A 17776-nucleotide genomic window follows, 5' to 3' on the forward strand; every position below is an offset into this window, starting at 1 on the left:
TCCATCGGGGGTACGCCGTGTCCGCACGTGAGGAGGCCGCCCGCGGCCTCACCGACATCGAGGGCTTCCTGTATCAGCAGGCTCATATGGGAGCGACGCGCCGGCGCGTGGCGGACCTCACCGCGCGCGTGGAGGGGCTCACCCCCGAGCAGAAGCGGGACATCGGGCAGTGGTACGTCGACGCGCAGATACACGTCGCCCACATGGTGACCGACCACATCGCCGAGCGTGTCGAGGCGTTGGAAGCGCAACACCACGTGCGGATCCGGCAATGGCTGCGGGGAACACTTACCGCGATGGCGCTGATCACCCTGGCGATGATCGCGTGCGCCGTGGTGATCCTGGGGTCGTCGCGTTGAGCGGCGATGTCGCCCCGCGCCGTGCCGGGCGGTGTGTGACCGCGTCGGCGTGACGCCCGCTTCACCGTCCCGGGCCGACCTGGGCGACGCGGTCGTTCGCGACGTCGAGGCCGATGACGGCGGCGACCTGGCGACCGTAGCGGGCGACGAGACCGGTCCGGCCGTAGACGGAATGGGTGGCCAGGGGGGGTGCGCGGGCGGTGGGCCAGGAACAATTGCACCTTCCCAGCCGACACGAGCAGTACCTGCCGATCGGCCCCGGAACCGCGGAGGGATCACCGCTCCGCTACCGAGGGTGACGATGCTCAAGGGTGCGGTATCCACAACCAGCCCCTATGCTTCACTCTGCCGCTGGTCAAGCAGGCCATGGCCATTCGGGTGCCGACGGCCGGTGACGCCGAACGCAGTCGGCCCCCGACCGCACCCACCGACGCCCCCGGCATCTGGGCACGACCGCCCCCGATCACGGCCGCAGCGATCCGAAGGACGTACGTAGAACGCCGGTCCATCCTGACCAGGGAGGCTGCCATGACGAGCCGTGGTCCATTGGCCGGACTCCTCGGGCGGCGAGACGAGTGCCGGGTCCTCGACGACCTCCTGACAGGCGCCAGGTCGGGGCGAAGCGGAGTCCTGGTCCTGCGCGGTGAGGCGGGGATCGGGAAGACCGAGCTTTTGAACTACGCCTTCGAGCGCGCCACCGGATGCCGCATCGTCAGGGCTGCCGGCGTCCAGTCCGAGATGGAGCTCTCCTACGCCGGACTGCATCAGCTCTGCGCCCCCCTGCTGGGCGGCGTCGACAATCTTCCCGGGCCTCAACGCGACGCGCTCTCCACGGCGTTCGGGCTGCGTGGTGGTGACGCACCCGACCGGTTCCTCGTGGGCCTGGCCACGCTGAGTCTCCTCGCCGAAGCGGGCGGTGACCAGCCGCTGGTCTGTCTCATCGACGACGCGCAGTGGCTGGATCGCGTGTCGGCGCAGACGTTGGAGTTCGTTGCCCGTCGGCTGCTCGCGGAGTCGGTCGTGCTCGTCTTCGCCGTCCGCGACGCCAACGCCTGCGAGCCGGTTTCCGATCTGCTCGATCTGCCCGATCTGCACGTGCCGGGCCTGACCGAGAGCGACTCCGGAAAACTCCTCGACTCGATCGTTGCCGGTCCGCTCGACCACCGGGTACGCAGCCGCATCGTCGCCGAGACGCGCGGCAACCCGCTGGCCCTGCTCGAACTGCCTCGCGGACTGGCCCCTGTGGACCTGACCGACGGCTTCGTGCGTCCCGACGCACGGCCGTTGTCGCGCCAGATCGAGCAGGGCTTCCTCCGCCGAGTCCGGTCCCTCCCGGCCGAGACGCAACGCCTGCTGTTCACCGCCGCCGCCGAGCCGGTCGGCGACGTGACGCTGTTGAGGCGTGCTGCCGAGCGGCTCGGGATCGTCGTGGACACCGCCGTGGAGCACGCCGAGGCATCGGGGCTGATCACTTTCGGCGCCTGGGTGCGCTTCCGGCATCCGCTGGTGCGCTCGGCGGCCTATCGCGCGGCGGGCCTGGACGGCCGTCGCGAGGTGCACAGAGCGCTGGCGGACGCGACCGATGCCCAGCTCGATCCCGATCGTCGGGCTTGGCATCTGGCGCGTGCGACCGCCGGACCTGACGAGACGGTGGCTGCCGAGCTGGAGCGCTCGGCGGACCGGGCGCGGGCGCGTGGCGGAATCGCCGCGGCGGCGGCCTTTCTCGATCGAGCCGCCGAGCTGACCCCGGACCCCGCACGCCGCGGAGCCAGGGCGTTGGCAGCGGCGCAGGCCAAGTATCACGCCGGCGCGTTCGACGCCGCCCGAGAGCTGGCGGACGCGGCGGAACTGGGTCCCCTCGACGATCTGGGAGCCGCCCGGTCGACCTTGCTGCGCGGTCAGATCCTGTCCGCGTCGAAGAGCGCCGGCGCAGGTCTGCCGCTGCTGCTCGATGCGGCCAAGCGGCTCGAACCGCTTGACGCGAGGCGCGCCCGTGAAACCTACCGCGACGCGATCTACGCGGCTCTCACCGCCGGCCGGCTCCCGAAGGACGGCGTCCTCGCGGTGGCGAAGGCCGTACTGAGCGCACCGAGGCCCGCTGAGCCGACACGCGACGATCTGCTTCTGGCGGGCCTTGCCCAGGTGTCCACGGAGGGCTACGCCGCGGGCACGCCGATGCTGCTGGAGGCGCTGGCCGCGTTCCGCACCGACGAGGTCTCGCGTGAGGAGGGTCTCGGCTGGCTCCCGCTCGCATGCCGCTCGGCTCACAGCACGTGGGACTTCGAGAGCTGGTCCGTGCTCTCGGCGGGGCTGGTCGACCTGGCACGCGAGACGGGAACCCTGTCCGTGCTGCCGTCGGCTCTCCTGCTGCGCCTGTCGAATCGGGTCTTCGCAGGCGACCTCGCCGGCGCCGACTCCCTCGTCGTGGAGGCGACCGCGATCGGCGAGGCGACCGGCAGCAGATTCTTCGCGCACTACGGGGCACTGGTCGTCGAGCCGTGGAAGGGCCGGGAGCCGGAGACCCAGCAGGCGATCGAGGCGATCACCCAAGACCATCTGCTCCAAGGGGAGGGCAAGGTGGTGACCGCGACGCAGTGGGCGGCGGCGGTGCTCTACAACGGCCTCGCCCGATACGAGGAGGCCTACGCGGCCGCCAAGCGCGGTTGCGCGAACCCACAGGAACTCGGCCTGTACCTCCAGTCGATGGTTGAGTTCATCGAGGCGTCAGCTCGACTCGGAAGACCCGAAGACGCGATCGATACGGTCCGGACGATCCATGACATGGCGCGGGCCAGCGGCACCGACTGGGCTCTCGGCACCTCGGCCAGGGTCCGTGCGCTGGTGAGCGACGGGCAGGCCGCCGACGCTCTGTACCGCGAGGCGATCGCGCGGCTCGGCGACACCGAGGTCCGGACGGAGTTCGCACGCGTCCAGCTTCTCTACGGCGAGTGGCTTCGCCGCGAGAACCGCCGCGCGGACGCCCGTGCTCACCTGGCCGCCGCCCACGAAATGCTCAGCCAGATCGGGGCCGAGGCATTCGCGGAGCGTGCGCGGCGCGAGCTGCAGGCCACGGGAGCGAAGGTTCGTAAACGCACCGCGGCGACGGATGAAGCCCTCACTCCGCAGGAGGCGCAGATTGCTCGTCTCGCAGGCGACGGGCTCACGAACCCCGAGATCGGCGCCCAGTTGTTCATCAGCCCCCACACGGTCGAATGGCACCTCCGCAAGGTGTTCTCGAAGCTCGGCATCTCCTCCCGCAGGGAAATCCGCAGCACGCCGCTCGAAGGCGAGGCGACGTCGGCCTGAATGCCCGCCGAGTCGCGGTCCCGGAGGACGCGCCGTCGCCAGGGCGCTCTCTCCTTCACCTGAGTCGCTCACGTTCTCCCTCCGGAAGTCACGTTCTCCCTCCGGAAGTCATGCGGGCGAAAGCCGGTACAGAGCGGCCGAGACGGCTGTCATGCGTCGGTCGACGTCCATGAGCTCCTTCCGCAGTTCGGTGACGCGAGTCTCCAGTTCGGCCGCTTCCGCGGTCAGCGCCACGATCGCGACCGCGATATCGGTTCGCCCTTCCCGGGTTTTGGCCATGGTGCTCCTAGTGCTGTCGCCGCGTTCCCATGGGACGACCGAAGACGCATGTCGATTGCCTGGCGGCGGAATCCGCTGAGCCGTTCCTTGAGAGGCTCGGGTGGCCCGTCCGGGAGGAAAGGGCCACCCGAAACGATGTCTACTTCTGCTGTGCCAGCCAGTCGGCGAACCTCGTGCCGGCGATGTGTGCGTCGGTACCCGGCAGAAGCGTGTTCTCCTGCAGCTCGGCGCCCCAGTACGTCGCCTGCGGGTCGGTGACGATCTTGCGGGGGTCGTTCAGGGCCGTGAGTCCCATGCGAATGAACTCCTCGAGCTGGAACGCCTCGGGACCCGCGACCTCGACCACGCCACCCACCGGGTCCCCGACCGCGGTGCGGCCGACGGCCGCGGCCACGTCGTCGGAGACGATGGGCTGGATCTTGGCGTCGGGCAGATGCACGGTGTCACCCTGGGTGACCCCGTCGGCGAGTCCCTTCGCGAACTCGAAGAACTGGGTGGCGTGCACGATGGAGTAAGGGTTGCCGGACGCCCTGATCAGGTCTTCCTGGGCCTGCTTGGCGCGGAAGTACCCGCTCCCCTGGAGGCGGTCGGTGCCGACCACGGACAGTGCCACGTGATGCGCCACGCCCGCTTCGGTCTCCGCCTTCAGCAGATTGGTCGTCGACGTGTGGAAGAAGTCCATGACGGCCTCGTCCTCGAACGAGGGCGAGTTCGACACGTCGACCACCACCGACGCACCCTGTAGGACCTCGGCCAGCCCCTCGCCCGTCAACGTGTTGACGCCGGTGCTGGGCGCCGCCGCGACCGCCTCGTGTCCGTGCTCGCCGAGCCTGGCGACCACCTTCGAGCCGATGAGCCCGGTTCCACCGATCACTACGACCTTCATGACGGAATTCCTTTCGCGTTTCCCTGATGCCTGCTACCAGTAGAGACCGGGCAGGGGCTCTGTTTGTGACACCCCCTATTCGACGAGTTTTCCCGCGGTCGAGACTTCCTCCATCAGGGAGGAAATCTCTTCGGGAACGGCCGGAATGCTTTCGCGGGTGACACCCGTCGTCGGGGACCACACGAGATTCACCCGTAGTGCGGAATCCAGGCCGGGATAGTCACTGCGGTTGTGGCAGCCGCGCGTCTCGCGACGCTCGAGGGCCGATTCGAGGGTGGCCCGCGCCGCGAGCGCGGCCGACTTGAGGTCGAAGGCGTGGGCGAGATCCTGATAGCCCGCGATGTCCGGGTGGATGCCGACGGCCTCCATACGCTTCTCGATCACCGCGAGTTCCGCCAGTCCGGCGCGCAGGCCGTCCTCGTCGCGTACGACGCCCGCGTGCTCGGTCATGGTGTCGCGGATCGCGCGTTGCAGTGCTCGGACGTTCTCGGCCCCGTCGGCGGCGAGCAGTTCGTCGATCTCCGCGCGGGCCTCCGCGACGGCCGACGCCGACCGCGGCTGCGCCGTGAGCGACTGCGAGTACGCGGCGGCCGCCTGACCGGTGAGGCGGCCGAACACCAACAGCTCGATGAGGCTGTTGCCGCCGAGACGGTTGGCGCCGTGCAGCCCGCTCGACGCCTCACCGATGGCGTACAGGCCACGGACGTCGGTGCTGTGGTCCTCAGGGCGCACCCACACACCGCCCATCGAGTAGTGCGCCGTGGGCGCGATCTCGATCGGATCGCGGGTGATGTCCAGCATCTGCAGGTCCAGCAGAGTCTGATAGACGCGGGGCAGGCGCGTCATGATCGTCTGCCGTGGCAGATGAGAGACGTCGAGCCACACGCCGCCCTTGGGCGTGCCGCGCCCTTCCCTGATCTCCGTGTACGCGGCCAGAGCCACGCGATCACGGGTGGACAGCTCCATGCGCTCGGGGTCGTAGCGGGCCATGAAGCGTTCCCCGAGCGCGTTGCGCAGGACGCCGCCCTCGCCGCGGGCGGCCTCGCTGACCAGGGTGCCGGCGGCGTTCTCCGGTTCGATGATGCCGGACGGGTGGAACTGCACCAGCTCGGCGTCGCGCAGCCTGGCCCCGGCCTCCACGGCCAGGCGGAACGAGTCCCCCGTGTTCTCGTCGCGCCGCGAGGAGGTACGCCGCCAGATGCGGGTGTGACCGCCGGCGGCCAGGACGACCGCGTCCGCGTGGATCAGGTAGCGCCGCCCGCTCGTGAGGTCGAAGCCGTACGCGCCGAACACGGCGCCCTCGTGGACCAGCAGCCGTGTGATGTACACGCCTTCCAGCACGGGGATGTCCAGTTGCTCCGCGCGCCGGATGAGGGTGCGCTGGATCTCCAAGCCGGTGTAGTCGCCGGCGAAAGCGGTCCTGCGGAACTTGTGCGCGCCGAAGAAGCGCTGTGAGATACGGCCGTCCTCCTCCCTGGCGAAGGCCATGCCGTAGCGCTCCAGATCGTCGATGCCCCGGGCGGCGCCCTGCGCGACGATCTCCACGGTGCGGGGATCGGCGAGGAGGTAGCTCTCCTTGAGGGTGTCGGCCGCGTGCTGCTGCCAGCTGTCCTCGGGATCCATGGTGGCCAGGGCCGCGTTGATGCCGCCGGCCGCCAATGCCGTATGGGCGTCCTCCTTGGGGCGTTTGCCGACGGCGAGGACGTCGATGCCGGCCTCGGCCAGTTCGATTGCTGCTCGCAGGCCGGCACCTCCGGTGCCGATCACCAGCACCATGGTGGAAAGACGTTGTTCGGTGACAGCCACGGTCCACTCCGATCGCTTGGGTCTTCACCCAGTACGACCGGACAGTCCGATGATCTGTGACGCCTCGGGGCCGTCCTGGCCCCAGGAGGCCGGCGTGATGGTGGTCGGCGTGACGGTGGCGTCGAGCGCGACCTGTCGCCCGAAGGCTTCCGTCGTCCGAGCGTGTCCTCCCCGAGGACCGCCCGTGGGCCGCGGTCCCGCCGGTCACGGCCACCGGCGTGGTGCGGAGGGAAGCGAAGGCTCCGCGTCGAAGTCCTGCTCGTGACGCGCGCGGCGGCGTCAGGAGGAGAACGTGGTGCCATCCTTCAGGGAGGCCACGTAGGGTGCCAGTTTCTCCGGATTCATGACCCACATGGCCCGCTCGATGCCGCGTTCCGAGATGTCCAGGGTCAGCAGAACCACGGCCGTCCCGCCGGCCGAGACGAGGGCGGCCGGACCGCCGTTGGCCTCGACCCAGTGGACCTCCTTCTGCGGCCAGAAGCGCGGGGCGAAGGCTGCGAGGTACCTGGAGACGTGCACCAGACCGACGACCGGGAACCTGGACGCCCCGCGCAGCCCGTTCCCGTCGGTGTAGCTGACCACGTCGTCGGCGAGGATGCCTTCGAGCACGGCCAGATCGCCGGTCTGTGCCGCGGTGACGAACACCTCCATCAGCCGTCGGTGCTCGGTGGCCTCGACGGGCTTGCGGCGCTCCGACGAGATGTGCTTGCGCGCGCGGCTGACCAGCTGGCGCGTGTTGGCCTCACTGGTCTCCAGCATGTCCGCGATCTGCTGGTAGGGGTAGTCGAAGGCCTCCCTCAGCACGTAGGCGGCCCTTTCCACGGGGTTGAGCCGCTCCAGCAGCAAGAGCACCGCCGTGTCGAGCGCCTCGGCCCGCTCGGCGCCCAACTGCGGATCCGCGCGCGTGTCGACCGGCTCCGGCAGCCAGGGGCCGATGTACGACTCGCGCCGCACCCTGGCGGACTGGGCCACGTTGAGCGCCAGACGGGCGGTGACGGTGGCGAGGAACGCCTTCGGCTCGCGGACGACGTCACGGTCGGCGCCCTGCCACCGCAGCCACGCCTCCTGGAGTACGTCCTCGGCCTCCGTGGTGCTGCCGAGGACTCGGTAGGCGATGCCGAAGAGATGGGGACGTGCCGTCATGAACACGTCCGTCGCCTCGTCGAGGGAGTCCGTGTCGTCCCCGATACCCATGCGTGCCGCCTTCAGTTCCGACCCGTTCTCGCAAGCGCTTGCCCATGGTACGGCGGGTGGCGCACCACCTGGCGGCACAGGTCATGGCCGTACGAGGCACACAGTCGGGGCGGAAGGGTCCGGCCGTTCGGGCAATACGATGAAACGGTTCTTCTCCCGTGCCGCGATCATCATCGCACGGGAGGCACTCCGGAGAATCGGCCGTCGGTGAGCTCACGACGGTCACCCGCGCCAGTCATACCGGTCGCGCGCCCGCACGACCGTCTCCGGACCGATCGCGCCGGCACGTGCCAGTCCGTCCAGGGCCGCGACGACGATCGACTCGGCGTCCACCCGGAAGTAGCGCCGTACGGCGTCCCGGGTGTCCGACAGCCCGAAGCCGTCCGTGCCCAGCGAAGAGTAGTCGTGGCCGACCCACTGGCTGATCTGATCGGGAACCTGGCGCATCCAGTCGCTGACCGCCAGCACCGGCCCGGGCGCGTCCGCCAGCGCCGCCGTCACATAGGGGACGCGCTTTCCTCCCCGCAGCCGCGCCCGGTCGGCTTCCAGCGCGTCGCGGCGTAGCTCCGTCCAGGACGTCACCGACCAGACGTCGGCATGGACGCCCCACTGGGACAGCAGCAACTCCTGGGCGTGCAGCGCCCAGTGGATGGCCGTACCGGAGGCCAGCAGCTGGATCCGTGGTGCTGTCCCGGCGGGCTCGGCTTGCCGGAACAGGTAGATGCCCCGCACGATGCCTTTAGCCAGGCCGCCGAGGCGTAGGTGGATATGTGGCCGCCGAGCCCGAACCGGGCACCGCGGGTCACCATCGCCGCCGCGTTCCAGCGGTTCAGGGCGGTGATCCTGGACTCCATGGCGAGGTCACCGGGATAGGCCGGCTGAGCCGACGCGGGGACGGTGTTGATGTAGTCGGAGGACAGGAGCCCGGGCAGGGACACGCCGGACCGGGCCGCGAACTCGTGCACCCGCCGCATCAGGTACACGGCTCGATCCGGCCCCGCGTTCCGCACGACGGCGTCGAGTGACGCCTGCCATTCGGCGGTCTCCTCGGTGTCCTGGTCGGGTAGTTGATCGAGCTCGCTCATGGCCGTTTCCTGTCGGGGCGTCGGGCGTGGGGTGCAGGGCGTCGGGCGTGGGGTGCAGGGCGGAGGAGACGTTCGGGCGCCGCCGACGTCATCGCCGCGCGAGCCACTCGGAGAAGGTTTCGTGCCCCAGGTGGGCGTCCGCCCCGGGCCGCAGCGCCCACTGCCCGAGCATCGCGCCGAAGAAGGGGGCATGAGCGTCGGAGACCACGTCCGACAGGTAGCCGCGCGCGGCCAGCAGCTTCGCGGTGAGGTCGTCGAGGCGGTGCTCCTGCGGACCGGCGACCTCCAGAACACCGAACAGCGGTACTCCCACAGCGACATGGGCGATCTCGGCGGCGACATCGTCGGCCGACACCGGGCGGATCAGTACGGGCGCGACATGGACGGTGTCTCCGTACGCCGCCGAGCGCGCCGTGTACTCCACCGACTCGAAGAACGGCGTGGTACGCACGATCGAGTAGGGCAGGGGCGAACGCCGCACCTGTTCCTCCTGCAGTGCCTTCGCACGGAAGTAGCCCGCCCGCAGGCGTTCGGCCCCCACAACCGACAGGATCACGTGATGCGCCGCGCCCGCATTCGCCGCTGTCTCCAGCAGGTTGTGGGTCGCCGTGCCGAAGAACTCCAGGCTCTCCAGCTCCCCGCGGGAGGTCGTGTCGGTGACGTCCACCACCACGTCGGCGCCGCGTAGGGCCTCGGTGAGGCCCTCTCCGGTCGTGACGTCGACGCCGTCGTGGCGCGACAGGCGCACGACCTCCACACCGTGGTCCCGGAGCCTGGCGACCGTCCTGGAACCGATCAGACCGGTGGCTCCTGCTACAACGACTCGCATTTCGGGCCCCTTCCTGTCGAGGGGCCGGTGACCCCCCGGATGGCTTCGTGAGGCTGCGGCGACGTCGGTCCCTCACACCGTCTAGGACAGGGCTGCCCTCGATGTTGTGACACTGATGTGGCCGCGGGTGTCACACATCCGTGCGGAGCCCGGTCATCACCACGAAGGCCATGGCGCGGCCATGGCAGGGTGAATCCAAGGGAGGCCGACCCATGTCGGACACGGACGCGACGCAGGAGACCGGACCGCAGACCCACTCGGAGGGATGGAAGACGGCGGCGAGGATGCTGCAGGACACCGCACCGCTCACCGTCCCCGAGGGCGCGTCGGCGATGACCATTTTCGTCGAGTGGGAGCCCGGAGACCCGGGAAGCCCGCCCCACCGCCACTCGGGACCGGCGTTCGGCTACGTCGTCGAGGGCGCCGTCCGTTTCGAGCTGGAGGGCGAGCCCGAGCGTGTGATCGAGGCGGGCGGGACGTTCTGGGAGCCGGGCGGCGACCCGATCCACTATCAGGACGGCAACGCGCTGACCGACGCGCGCACCCGGTTCGTCGTGACAATGCTGTGCGCGCCGGGCAAGCCCATGCTCGAACTGGTCGAGGAGGAGGAACTGGCCCAGCGGGCCCATCTCCGCGCCCCGCGCCCCACCGACTGACTGTCCGCTGCCGGCCCCGTACGAGGCGGTTGCCAACGGGGGTTGTCCGCTCCGTGGGAGAACGCGGTGAGGCATGAGCGCCACTGATGTCGTCCACGGCATGCTGACAGCGCTGTTCGCGGCCTCGGCCGTGCACGCTCTGCGGCAGGTCGTGCCGCCACGACGCCTCGGGCGGCACGAACGAGGCGACCGGCTCCTGCACATCGTCATGGCGTCGGCCATGGCGGTGATGCCGTGGCACCGGGTCAGCGAAGTGCCGCCGCCGGGGCAGACGGTCTTCTTCGCCACCCTGGCACTGTGGTTCCCGTTGACCTCGGTCCTGAGCCACCGCGGCACCCGACTGGCCTGCGTCGTACGGAGGTCGCCCTACGCGGTCGGCATGGTCGCCATGGCGTGGATGCCGGTGAGGCACGACGGCCTCACGGACGCGCGGACCGGCGACGCGATCACCGGTGCCCTGACGCTCTGTCTCCTGGCCTACGCTCTCGGGTCGCTGACCCGGGACATGCCCGGACTGCGCGGAGCCCCGGGCCAGATGGGCGTCTCCACCGGCATCGGCGGCCCTTGCGACCACTTCTGGCACGGATCGACGGCCATGGGCACGGCCATCATGCTGCTCATGCACCACTGACACCGGACCGGATGAGCGACTTCCGCGGTCCCCGCGCGTACCGCCCGACGGTACGGGCGGGCGGTGATGCCTGCCCGTACGCCGTCGGACACTGGGCGTTCCTGCATCGCCACCGCTTCCGGCTCGAGCACGATCCGCGCATGGCGCCGGCCGTACGGGGGCTCGACCGCCTGAGCGACCTCGACGAACTGCTGGAACAGGGGCGGCTGCAGGAGCGGCCGGGCGGGGACGGGCCGCCCTGATGACCACTCCCACCGGGGCGCCCGCGGGACCGCCGGTGCCCGTCGGGGCAGCTCGGCCTGCCCCGACGGCTCCTGACGGACGGGCCCCGCCCCCGTAGCGTCGAGCGGTGAGCATTTGGACTTCCCTCGAACCTTCCTCGGCCACCGTGGATCCCGGTGGCAGCACGACCGTGCGGCTGCGGCTGCGCAACACCGGTGACGTGGTCGACGAGTACCGCTTCGAACCCATCGGTGACATCGCGCCCTGGACCACGGTGGAGCCCGGCTCTTTGCGGCTGTACCCGGGGACGACGGGGACGGTGGAGCTGACGTTCGCGCCGCCGCGCACGTCCGACGCGACAGCCGGCCCGAACCCGTACGCGGTGCGGATCACCCCGACCGAGCATCCGGAGGCGACCGCCGTTCCCGAGGGGAACCTGACGATCGCCCCCTTCACGGAGGTGCGGGCCGAGCTGGTCCCGCCGACGGTGAAGGGCCGTTTCCGGGGGCGGCCGAAGCTGGCCGTCGACAACCTCGGCAACACGAAGGTGACCGGGTCGCTGAGCGGCAGCGACCACGGCGACCAACTGTCGTACGACCTCCAGCCGGGCAGCTTCCAGATCGAGCCCGGCCGGGCCGCGTTCGTGAACGCCACGCTGAAGCCGCGGCAGATCATCTGGTTCGGGTCCAAGACGGAGCGGCCGTACACCCTCGCGGTGAAACGGTCGGGGGTGACGCCGCTCACGGTCGAGGGCACCTATGTGCAGCGGAGTTTCCTGCCCGGCTGGCTGGCCAGGACGCTCGGGATCTTCCTGGCGCTCGCGATCGCCCTCGTGATGGTGTGGATCGCCTACAAGCCCAGGGTCGCCAGCTCCGCCCGGGAGTTGCAGGAGGTCGCCGTCAGCACGCTGTCGCCCTCCCCCTCGGCGCCGCAGGCGCCGCCTTCGGCGCCTGCCGTGTCCTCGGCGCCCGCCGAGTCGGCCCCGGCGGCCGCGTCACCCTCGGCGCAGGCCGGCGGAGGCGGCGGCGGCTCCGCGGCTCCGCCGGCCAAGAAGAAGACCCCGAGCGTGCTGCCCGCGTCCGACGTCATGCTGCGCGACACGACCACCAAGATGTGCGCCGACCTCCCCGCCGCCGACGACACCGACTCGGCGGGCCGGGTGGTGCAGGACACCTGCGACGAGAACACCGCCGACACCCAGCGGTGGAACCTGGAGGTGGGGTACCCGAAGCTCGGACCCGGCGGCTCGGCCCTCTTCCAGATCCGCAACGTCAAGGACCAGCTGTGCGTGGATCTGGCGGACTACGGCGCCAAGCCCATCAGGTCGCCGATCCTGGAGTACACCTGCGCCGGAACGACCTCCGACAACCAGCTGTGGTGGCTCGACAAACAGGACAGCGGCGCCTACTGGATCCGCAACTACGCCAGTAACAACGCATGCCTGGACGTCGCCGGATACAGCACCGGCGGCAAGGGAACCGACCTCACGCTGTTCACCTGCTCCAACACCGACGACCAGGAGTGGCAGATCATCCACCCCTCCGATTCCTGAGCGGCGGCCCGCCCGCTCCCGTCGACGGCGTCCGCCCGTCCGACGAGGGAGAGCCCGCGAGCACGGCCGCGTCCCGGCTCCGGAAACTGCGGCCCGGCTCGGGGTATGCGGGAGCGGATCCGGGTGAGAGGTGGAGGGACATGAGCAGACAGTTCGTAGGGATGATCACGGGGGCCCTGCCCGCCCCCGGCGGCCCGGTACGCCGTCGGGGGCGGGCGGCGGCCCTCGAAGCGCGCACGTCCGGCGGCGCCCCGGCACCCGGGCCCTCCGGCGCCGCCATGTCCGCCGACCCGTACACGGGCCAGGCACGCCGCACCCTCCGGCCCCGGCTGCCCGCCGCCTGGTGGTCGGCGCTGCGGCGTACGCCGGTGTCCCTGTGGAACGACGACATCACGGACTACGCGGCGGCGCTGACGTACTACGCGATCCTGGCCGTGCTCCCCGCGATGCTGGTGACCGTCCTCGCGTTCGGGCTGATCAGCCCGGAAACGGCCGAGGAATTCGTCACCCACGTCACCGCCTACGCCCCGGCCGAGTCCGGCGCCGACCTGCACGCCGTGCTGTCCCGTGCGCTGGGCGCCGACAGCACGGCCTGGCCGCTGCTGGTGGCCGGCGCGACCAGTGCGCTGTGGTCGGCCTCCAGCTATCTCGCCGTCTTCCGCCGCGCCCTGCACCACATGCACCGGGTCGAGGACCGGCGCTCGCCCTGGCGCAAGGCGCCCCGGATCCTGCTGACCGCCCTCGCCCTGCTGGGGCTGCTCCTCGCCGGTTCCCTGGTCCTGTTGCTGACCGGTCCGCTGGCCGAGGCGGCGGGCCGGATCATCGGCGTGGACGCCACCGTGACCTGGGCCTGGAACGTGCTGCGCTGGCCGCTGTTGCTCTGTCTGGTCGCCCTCCTGGTCGTGGTCGTCTTCCACACCGGTCCGGCCCCGGCCCGTCTGCGCCGGCACAGTCTGCCCGGCGGCGCTCTGGCGGCCGCACTGTGGCTCGCGGTCTCCGCGGGCTTCGCCTGGTACGCCTCCGGCCTGAACGCGTACAGCAGGCTCTACGGCTCGCTCGCGGGCGTCGTCGTCTTCCTCGTCTGGCTGTGGCTGTCCAACCTCGCCCTGCTGACCGGGGCTCAGTTCGCCGCGGAACTCTCCGGTTCGCGCGGTCGGGATCAGGACCCGGGGACGCCGTCCCCTGTGCCGTAGTAGCACTACCTGGGTCCGCCTCCTCCGCCACGCATTGCGCACCTGGGCCCGCCTCCGCCACGCACTCGGCATCGAGGACACCCCGCCGGGCACCAACCGCCGGTGCCCGGCCTGCGTCGCGCCGTCAGCCGGTGGGCATCAGGACGGTGTCGATGATGTACACGTGGGCGTTGGCGGTCTTGACGTTGCCGCAGACCACCTTGGCGGAGTCGTCGACGGTGTAGGACTCGCCCGAGCCCGAGGTGGTCACCTTCGACTTCTCCAGCGTGTCGAAGGAGCCGTTCTCCAGGTCCTTCGGGGCCAGCTTCCGGCCCACCACGTGGTAGGTGAGGATCTTCGTCAGCTGGGCCTTGTCGTTCAGGACCTTGTCCAGGGTGGCCTTGGGGATCTTGGCGAAGGCGTCGTTGGTCGGGGCGAACACGGTGATGTCCTGGGCGTTGTTGAGGGTGTCGACCAGGCCGGCCTTCTTCACCGCGGTCACCAGCGTGGACAGGGCCGGGTTGTTGGACGCCGCGGTGGCCACCGGGTCCTGGGCCATCCCGTCGAACGAGCCGGACCCGCTCGTGGGCACCGTCGAGCAGGCCGGACCGAACGGCTGGTCCGCCGTGGCGGCGCTGCCGGAGCCTCCCATGCCGTCGTCGGAGGCGGTCGCCGAGGTCGACGCACGGCCGGCGGAGTCCGCGTCGCCGGAGTCGCTGCCGTTGTCCGAGCAGGCGCTCAGCGCCAGCGGCAGAACGGCGGCAGCGGCCACGGTCATCGCGACACGGCGGATACGGGTGTTCATGGTGTTTCTCCTGAGGGTCGACGCGGCGAGCGCCGCGTTCCTATGGGGTGGGGAAAGGTGGCTCGGGGGGTCAGTCGACGGTGACGACGACGGAGTGCCGGCCGGTGGCGCCGTCGGGGACGGTGCGGGCGCGTTCCTCGGTCTGCACCGCGCCGGTGCGGTCGGTGGCGCGCACGGTGAGGGTGTGGCCGCCCCTGGTGGCCTGCCAGGAGTAGGACCACTGGCGCCAGGTGTCGCGGGAGTCCTCGGCCGCGAGGTGGGCCTGTCGCCAGGGGCCGTCGTCGACGCGGACCTCGACCTTGTCGATACCGCGATGCTGGGCCCAGGCGACGCCGGCGACCATGACGGCGCCGGCCGTGGGGCGGGCGAAGGGCCTGGGGGTGTCGATGCGGGACTGGGTCTTGATCGGAGCCCTGCGGGCCCAGTCGCGTTCGACCCAGTAGGGGTCGTAGGCGTCGAACGTGGTGAGCTCGATGTCCTCGATCCACTTGCAGGCGGAGACGTAGCCGTAGAGGCCGGGCACCACCATGCGGACCGGGAAACCGTGCGCGAAGGGAAGCGGTTCGCCGTTCATGCCGACGGCGAGCAGCGCGTCGCGGCCGTCCATGACGTCCTCGACCGGGCCGCCGATCGTCATGCCGTCCACCGACCGGGCCACCAGCTGATCGGCGGGCCCTCCCCCGGAGGGGGGCGTGACCCCGCACTCGGCCAGCAGGTCGGCCAGGCGTACGCCGACCCAGCGGGCGTTGCCCACGTACGGGCCGCCGACCTCGTTCGACACGCAGGTCAGCGTGATGTCACGCTCGATCAGCTCCCGCCGCAGCAGGTCGTCGAAGGACAGCGTGACCGGGCGGGCGACCCCTCGGCCGTGGATGCGCAGCCGCCAGGTGGTCGCGTCCACCTGGGGCACCACCAGCGCGGTGTCCACGCGGTAGAAGTCCTTGTTCGGGGTCGTGAAGGAGCTGACCCCGGGGATCCGCGACCGCGCGCCCCTGGGCACCGCGGGGGCGGGCGAGGCCGGGGCGGGCAGGACCAGGGCCTTGCGGGAGGCGACCGCGTCACGGCCGCTCGACGAGTTCAGGACCCGGCCGAGCGCTCCGGCCCCGGCGGACGCGACGGCGGCGGCGCTCGCCGCGAGGACGAACCCACGCCGGTCCCACCCCGGCCCCTGGAACGTGTCGCCTTGCGTGGCGACGGGCCGGCTCGGCGCCGGCCGCCGGGTCTTCAGGCGGCCGGCGAGAAGGAACAGGAGACCGGCCCCGACGACCGCACCCGCGGCGGAGGGGAGCGCGTCGGTGAGCCCCGTGGAATCCGGGCGCCCGATCGCCGCTGCCGCGCCCACGGCGCCGAAGAAGACCATTCCGGCGGATCCGCTCCGCCGCCGGGTCAGCGCGAGAACGCCCAAGGCGAGGGCGATCAGCGCGAGTACGGCAAGGATCCCGAGCTGGAGAACGAGTTTGTCGTCGGTGCCGAAATTCCTGACGGCCCAGTCCTTGACGGCCGCGGGCGTGCGGTCGATCGCCGCACCGCCGACCGCGACGACCGGTCCGGCCTGCGGACGCACCCACGCCGACACCAGTTCGGCGACGGCGAGCGCGGCGAATCCCGCGACGGCCCCACTGAGCGCGCCGAGCGCCGGCCGCAGCCAACTGCGGGCATTTCGTGGTTGCTTCTCGCCGTCCGTCACGTGGGGAATCCGGGCCTGAACGCGGAACGGATTGGTCGATCACCCGATCGGACGGCATTTCTTCCCAGACCAATCCGCGCCCGACCTTCGCAACGGATGAAACGCGGCCGTCGCCGCCCGGTGCGTCAATGCCGCTCGTCCACCGCGCCGTTCGACGCCCGCGAACCGCTCGGCGACGCGACGGCCAGACGCACGAGAAGGCGGCTCGGGGCGGGGGCCGGGAGCCCGCCGTCGGGCCTGGAAAAGTTACCGACCGGTCGGTATCGTGCCGGTCATGACCACCGTCGCTCCGGACCCGCGCGCGGGTCGCCACTGTCACAGCACACTCAACTCGCTGCACGCGACGCACTACTTCTCCCCGGACGTGGGCCGGGAGCTGGGCGCGCTCGGCGTCACCCACCCGCGGGCCGTCAACTTCGCCGTGCGGGCGGCCGCGCTCGGGCCCGTCGGGGCCGGCGCGGTGACGGCGACGTTCTACAACTACAAGCACACGCTCGTCGCCCGGTACGTGCCCGCGGTATGGGAGTCGGCCTCGCCCGATCAGGTGCTGGCGGCCCGCACGCGAGCCGTCGACACGACGCTGCGGCGCCAGCTGGGCGAGAACGTGATCGCGTCCACGGAGATGGCGGAGGCGGCACGGCTCACCCTGCGCGCCACCGAGGCCTGTTCGCGCGGCGCCCGGCCCCTGTACTCGGCCCACGCCGACCTGCCGGTCCCCGAGGAGCCGCACCTCGCGTACTGGCACGCGGCCACGCTGCTGCGCGAACACCGGGGCGACGGGCACCTCGCCGTGCTGATGGCCGCGGGACTCGACGGCCTGGAGGCCATGGTGACCCACACGGCGACCGGCAAGGGCATGTCGCCCAAGTGGGTGCTCGACACCCGCGGCTGGAGCCGGGAGGACTGGGACGCGGCGGTCGGCCGGCTGCGGGAGCGCGGCCTGCTGGACGGGAACGGTGAACTGACCGAGCAGGGCCGCGCGCTGCGCCAGGAGATCGAGCGGGAGACCGACCGGCTGGACCGCGCCCCGTACGCGCACCTGGGCGCGGACGGCGTGGCCCGGCTGACCGAGCTGGGCGCGGGCTTCGTGCGCATCGCGCTCGCCGCCGGCGCCTTCCCGGCGGACCTGCTCGCCAAGCACTGACCTTCCGAGGACGGCCCGGACAGCGGGCAGGCGCGCCGCCGACAGCCGGAGCGGCGCGAGGAGCGGGCGGCGCGAGGAGCGGGCGGCGCGAGGAGCGGGCGGCGCGAGGAGCGGGCGGCGCGAGGAGCGGGCGGCGCGAGGAGCGGGCGGCGCGAGGAGCGGG

15 protein-coding genes and 1 pseudogene are annotated in these 17776 nt (G+C 71.2%); 8 read left to right on the top strand and 8 right to left on the bottom strand.

Features of this window, described 5'->3' with window-relative positions:
* Positions 1-17 precede the first annotated feature (17 nt).
* Together ACIRPU_RS18925 and ACIRPU_RS18930 are read left to right on the top strand one after the other, a co-directional pair.
* A complete protein-coding gene (locus tag ACIRPU_RS18925) occupies positions 18-359 on the top strand; it encodes a hypothetical protein (RefSeq protein WP_403868329.1) in 342 nt (113 codons plus the stop codon).
* Positions 360-887: 528 nt separating this feature from the next.
* Positions 888-3665 carry an AAA family ATPase gene (locus ACIRPU_RS18930; RefSeq protein ID WP_403868331.1) on the top strand — a complete coding sequence of 926 codons (2778 nt, stop codon included), beginning with the start codon at positions 888-890 and terminating at the stop codon, positions 3663-3665.
* A gap of 108 nt (positions 3666-3773) precedes the next feature.
* On the opposite strand, the gene ACIRPU_RS18935 is transcribed toward ACIRPU_RS18930, so the two are convergent.
* The 6 genes and pseudogenes from ACIRPU_RS18935 to ACIRPU_RS18960 all read right to left on the bottom strand — a co-directional run bounded on the left by ACIRPU_RS18935 (position 3774) and on the right by ACIRPU_RS18960 (position 9744).
* A complete protein-coding gene (locus ACIRPU_RS18935) occupies positions 3774-3944 on the bottom strand; it encodes a hypothetical protein (protein ID WP_403868334.1) in 171 nt (56 codons plus the stop codon).
* A gap of 139 nt (positions 3945-4083) precedes the next feature.
* Positions 4084-4830: an SDR family oxidoreductase gene (locus ACIRPU_RS18940; RefSeq protein ID WP_403868337.1), complete on the bottom strand. Its 747-nt coding sequence runs from the start codon at positions 4828-4830 to the stop codon at positions 4084-4086.
* Positions 4831-4905: 75 nt separating this feature from the next.
* Positions 4906-6606, bottom strand: coding sequence for an L-aspartate oxidase (locus tag ACIRPU_RS18945; RefSeq protein ID WP_403868743.1), 1701 nt, complete (start codon positions 6604-6606; stop codon positions 4906-4908).
* Between the two features lie 309 nt (positions 6607-6915).
* Positions 6916-7830 (bottom strand): RNA polymerase sigma-70 factor, encoded by a 915-nt coding sequence (locus ACIRPU_RS18950; RefSeq protein WP_403868339.1) that lies wholly within the window; start codon positions 7828-7830, stop codon positions 6916-6918.
* Positions 7831-8052: 222 nt separating this feature from the next.
* Positions 8053-8580 (bottom strand): annotated as a pseudogene (locus tag ACIRPU_RS18955) (transketolase-like TK C-terminal-containing protein); the annotation flags it as partial.
* A 423-nt stretch (positions 8581-9003) separates the two neighbouring features.
* Positions 9004-9744 (bottom strand): SDR family oxidoreductase, encoded by a 741-nt coding sequence (locus ACIRPU_RS18960; protein ID WP_403868342.1) that lies wholly within the window; start codon positions 9742-9744, stop codon positions 9004-9006.
* Between the two features lie 212 nt (positions 9745-9956).
* On the opposite strand from ACIRPU_RS18960, the gene ACIRPU_RS18965 reads away from it, so the two are divergent.
* The 5 genes from ACIRPU_RS18965 (at position 9957) to ACIRPU_RS18985 (ending at position 13998) form a co-directional block, all read left to right on the top strand.
* Positions 9957-10400 carry a cupin domain-containing protein gene (locus tag ACIRPU_RS18965; RefSeq protein WP_403868345.1) on the top strand — a complete coding sequence of 148 codons (444 nt, stop codon included), beginning with the start codon at positions 9957-9959 and terminating at the stop codon, positions 10398-10400.
* Positions 10401-10473: 73 nt separating this feature from the next.
* On the top strand, positions 10474-11031 hold the full coding sequence (locus ACIRPU_RS18970) for a DUF5134 domain-containing protein (RefSeq protein ID WP_403868348.1): 558 nt from the start codon (positions 10474-10476) through the stop codon (positions 11029-11031).
* 11 nt (positions 11032-11042) lie between these two features.
* A complete protein-coding gene (locus ACIRPU_RS18975) occupies positions 11043-11273 on the top strand; it encodes a hypothetical protein (protein ID WP_403868351.1) in 231 nt (76 codons plus the stop codon).
* A 107-nt stretch (positions 11274-11380) separates the two neighbouring features.
* A complete protein-coding gene (locus ACIRPU_RS18980; RefSeq protein WP_403868354.1) occupies positions 11381-12805 on the top strand; it encodes an RICIN domain-containing protein in 1425 nt (474 codons plus the stop codon).
* 278 nt (positions 12806-13083) lie between these two features.
* Positions 13084-13998, top strand: coding sequence for a YihY/virulence factor BrkB family protein (locus ACIRPU_RS18985; RefSeq protein ID WP_403868746.1), 915 nt, complete (start codon positions 13084-13086; stop codon positions 13996-13998).
* A 124-nt stretch (positions 13999-14122) separates the two neighbouring features.
* On the opposite strand, the gene ACIRPU_RS18990 is transcribed toward ACIRPU_RS18985, so the two are convergent.
* Entirely contained in the window at positions 14123-14782 is a 660-nt protein-coding gene (locus tag ACIRPU_RS18990; protein ID WP_403868357.1) for a fasciclin domain-containing protein, read from the bottom strand.
* Between the two features lie 70 nt (positions 14783-14852).
* The gene (locus ACIRPU_RS18995) at positions 14853-16469 is read right to left on the bottom strand and encodes a molybdopterin-dependent oxidoreductase (RefSeq protein WP_403868360.1); all 1617 of its coding nucleotides are present in this window, start codon (positions 16467-16469) and stop codon (positions 14853-14855) included.
* A gap of 274 nt (positions 16470-16743) precedes the next feature.
* On the opposite strand from ACIRPU_RS18995, the gene ACIRPU_RS19000 reads away from it, so the two are divergent.
* Positions 16744-17613, top strand: coding sequence for a hypothetical protein (locus ACIRPU_RS19000; RefSeq protein WP_403868363.1), 870 nt, complete (start codon positions 16744-16746; stop codon positions 17611-17613).
* The last annotated feature ends 163 nt before the right edge of the window (positions 17614-17776 follow it).

Source organism: Streptomyces sp. NPDC102259, from assembly GCF_044766465.1.
In the GTDB taxonomy this organism is placed as follows: Bacteria; Actinomycetota; Actinomycetes; order Streptomycetales; family Streptomycetaceae; genus Streptomyces.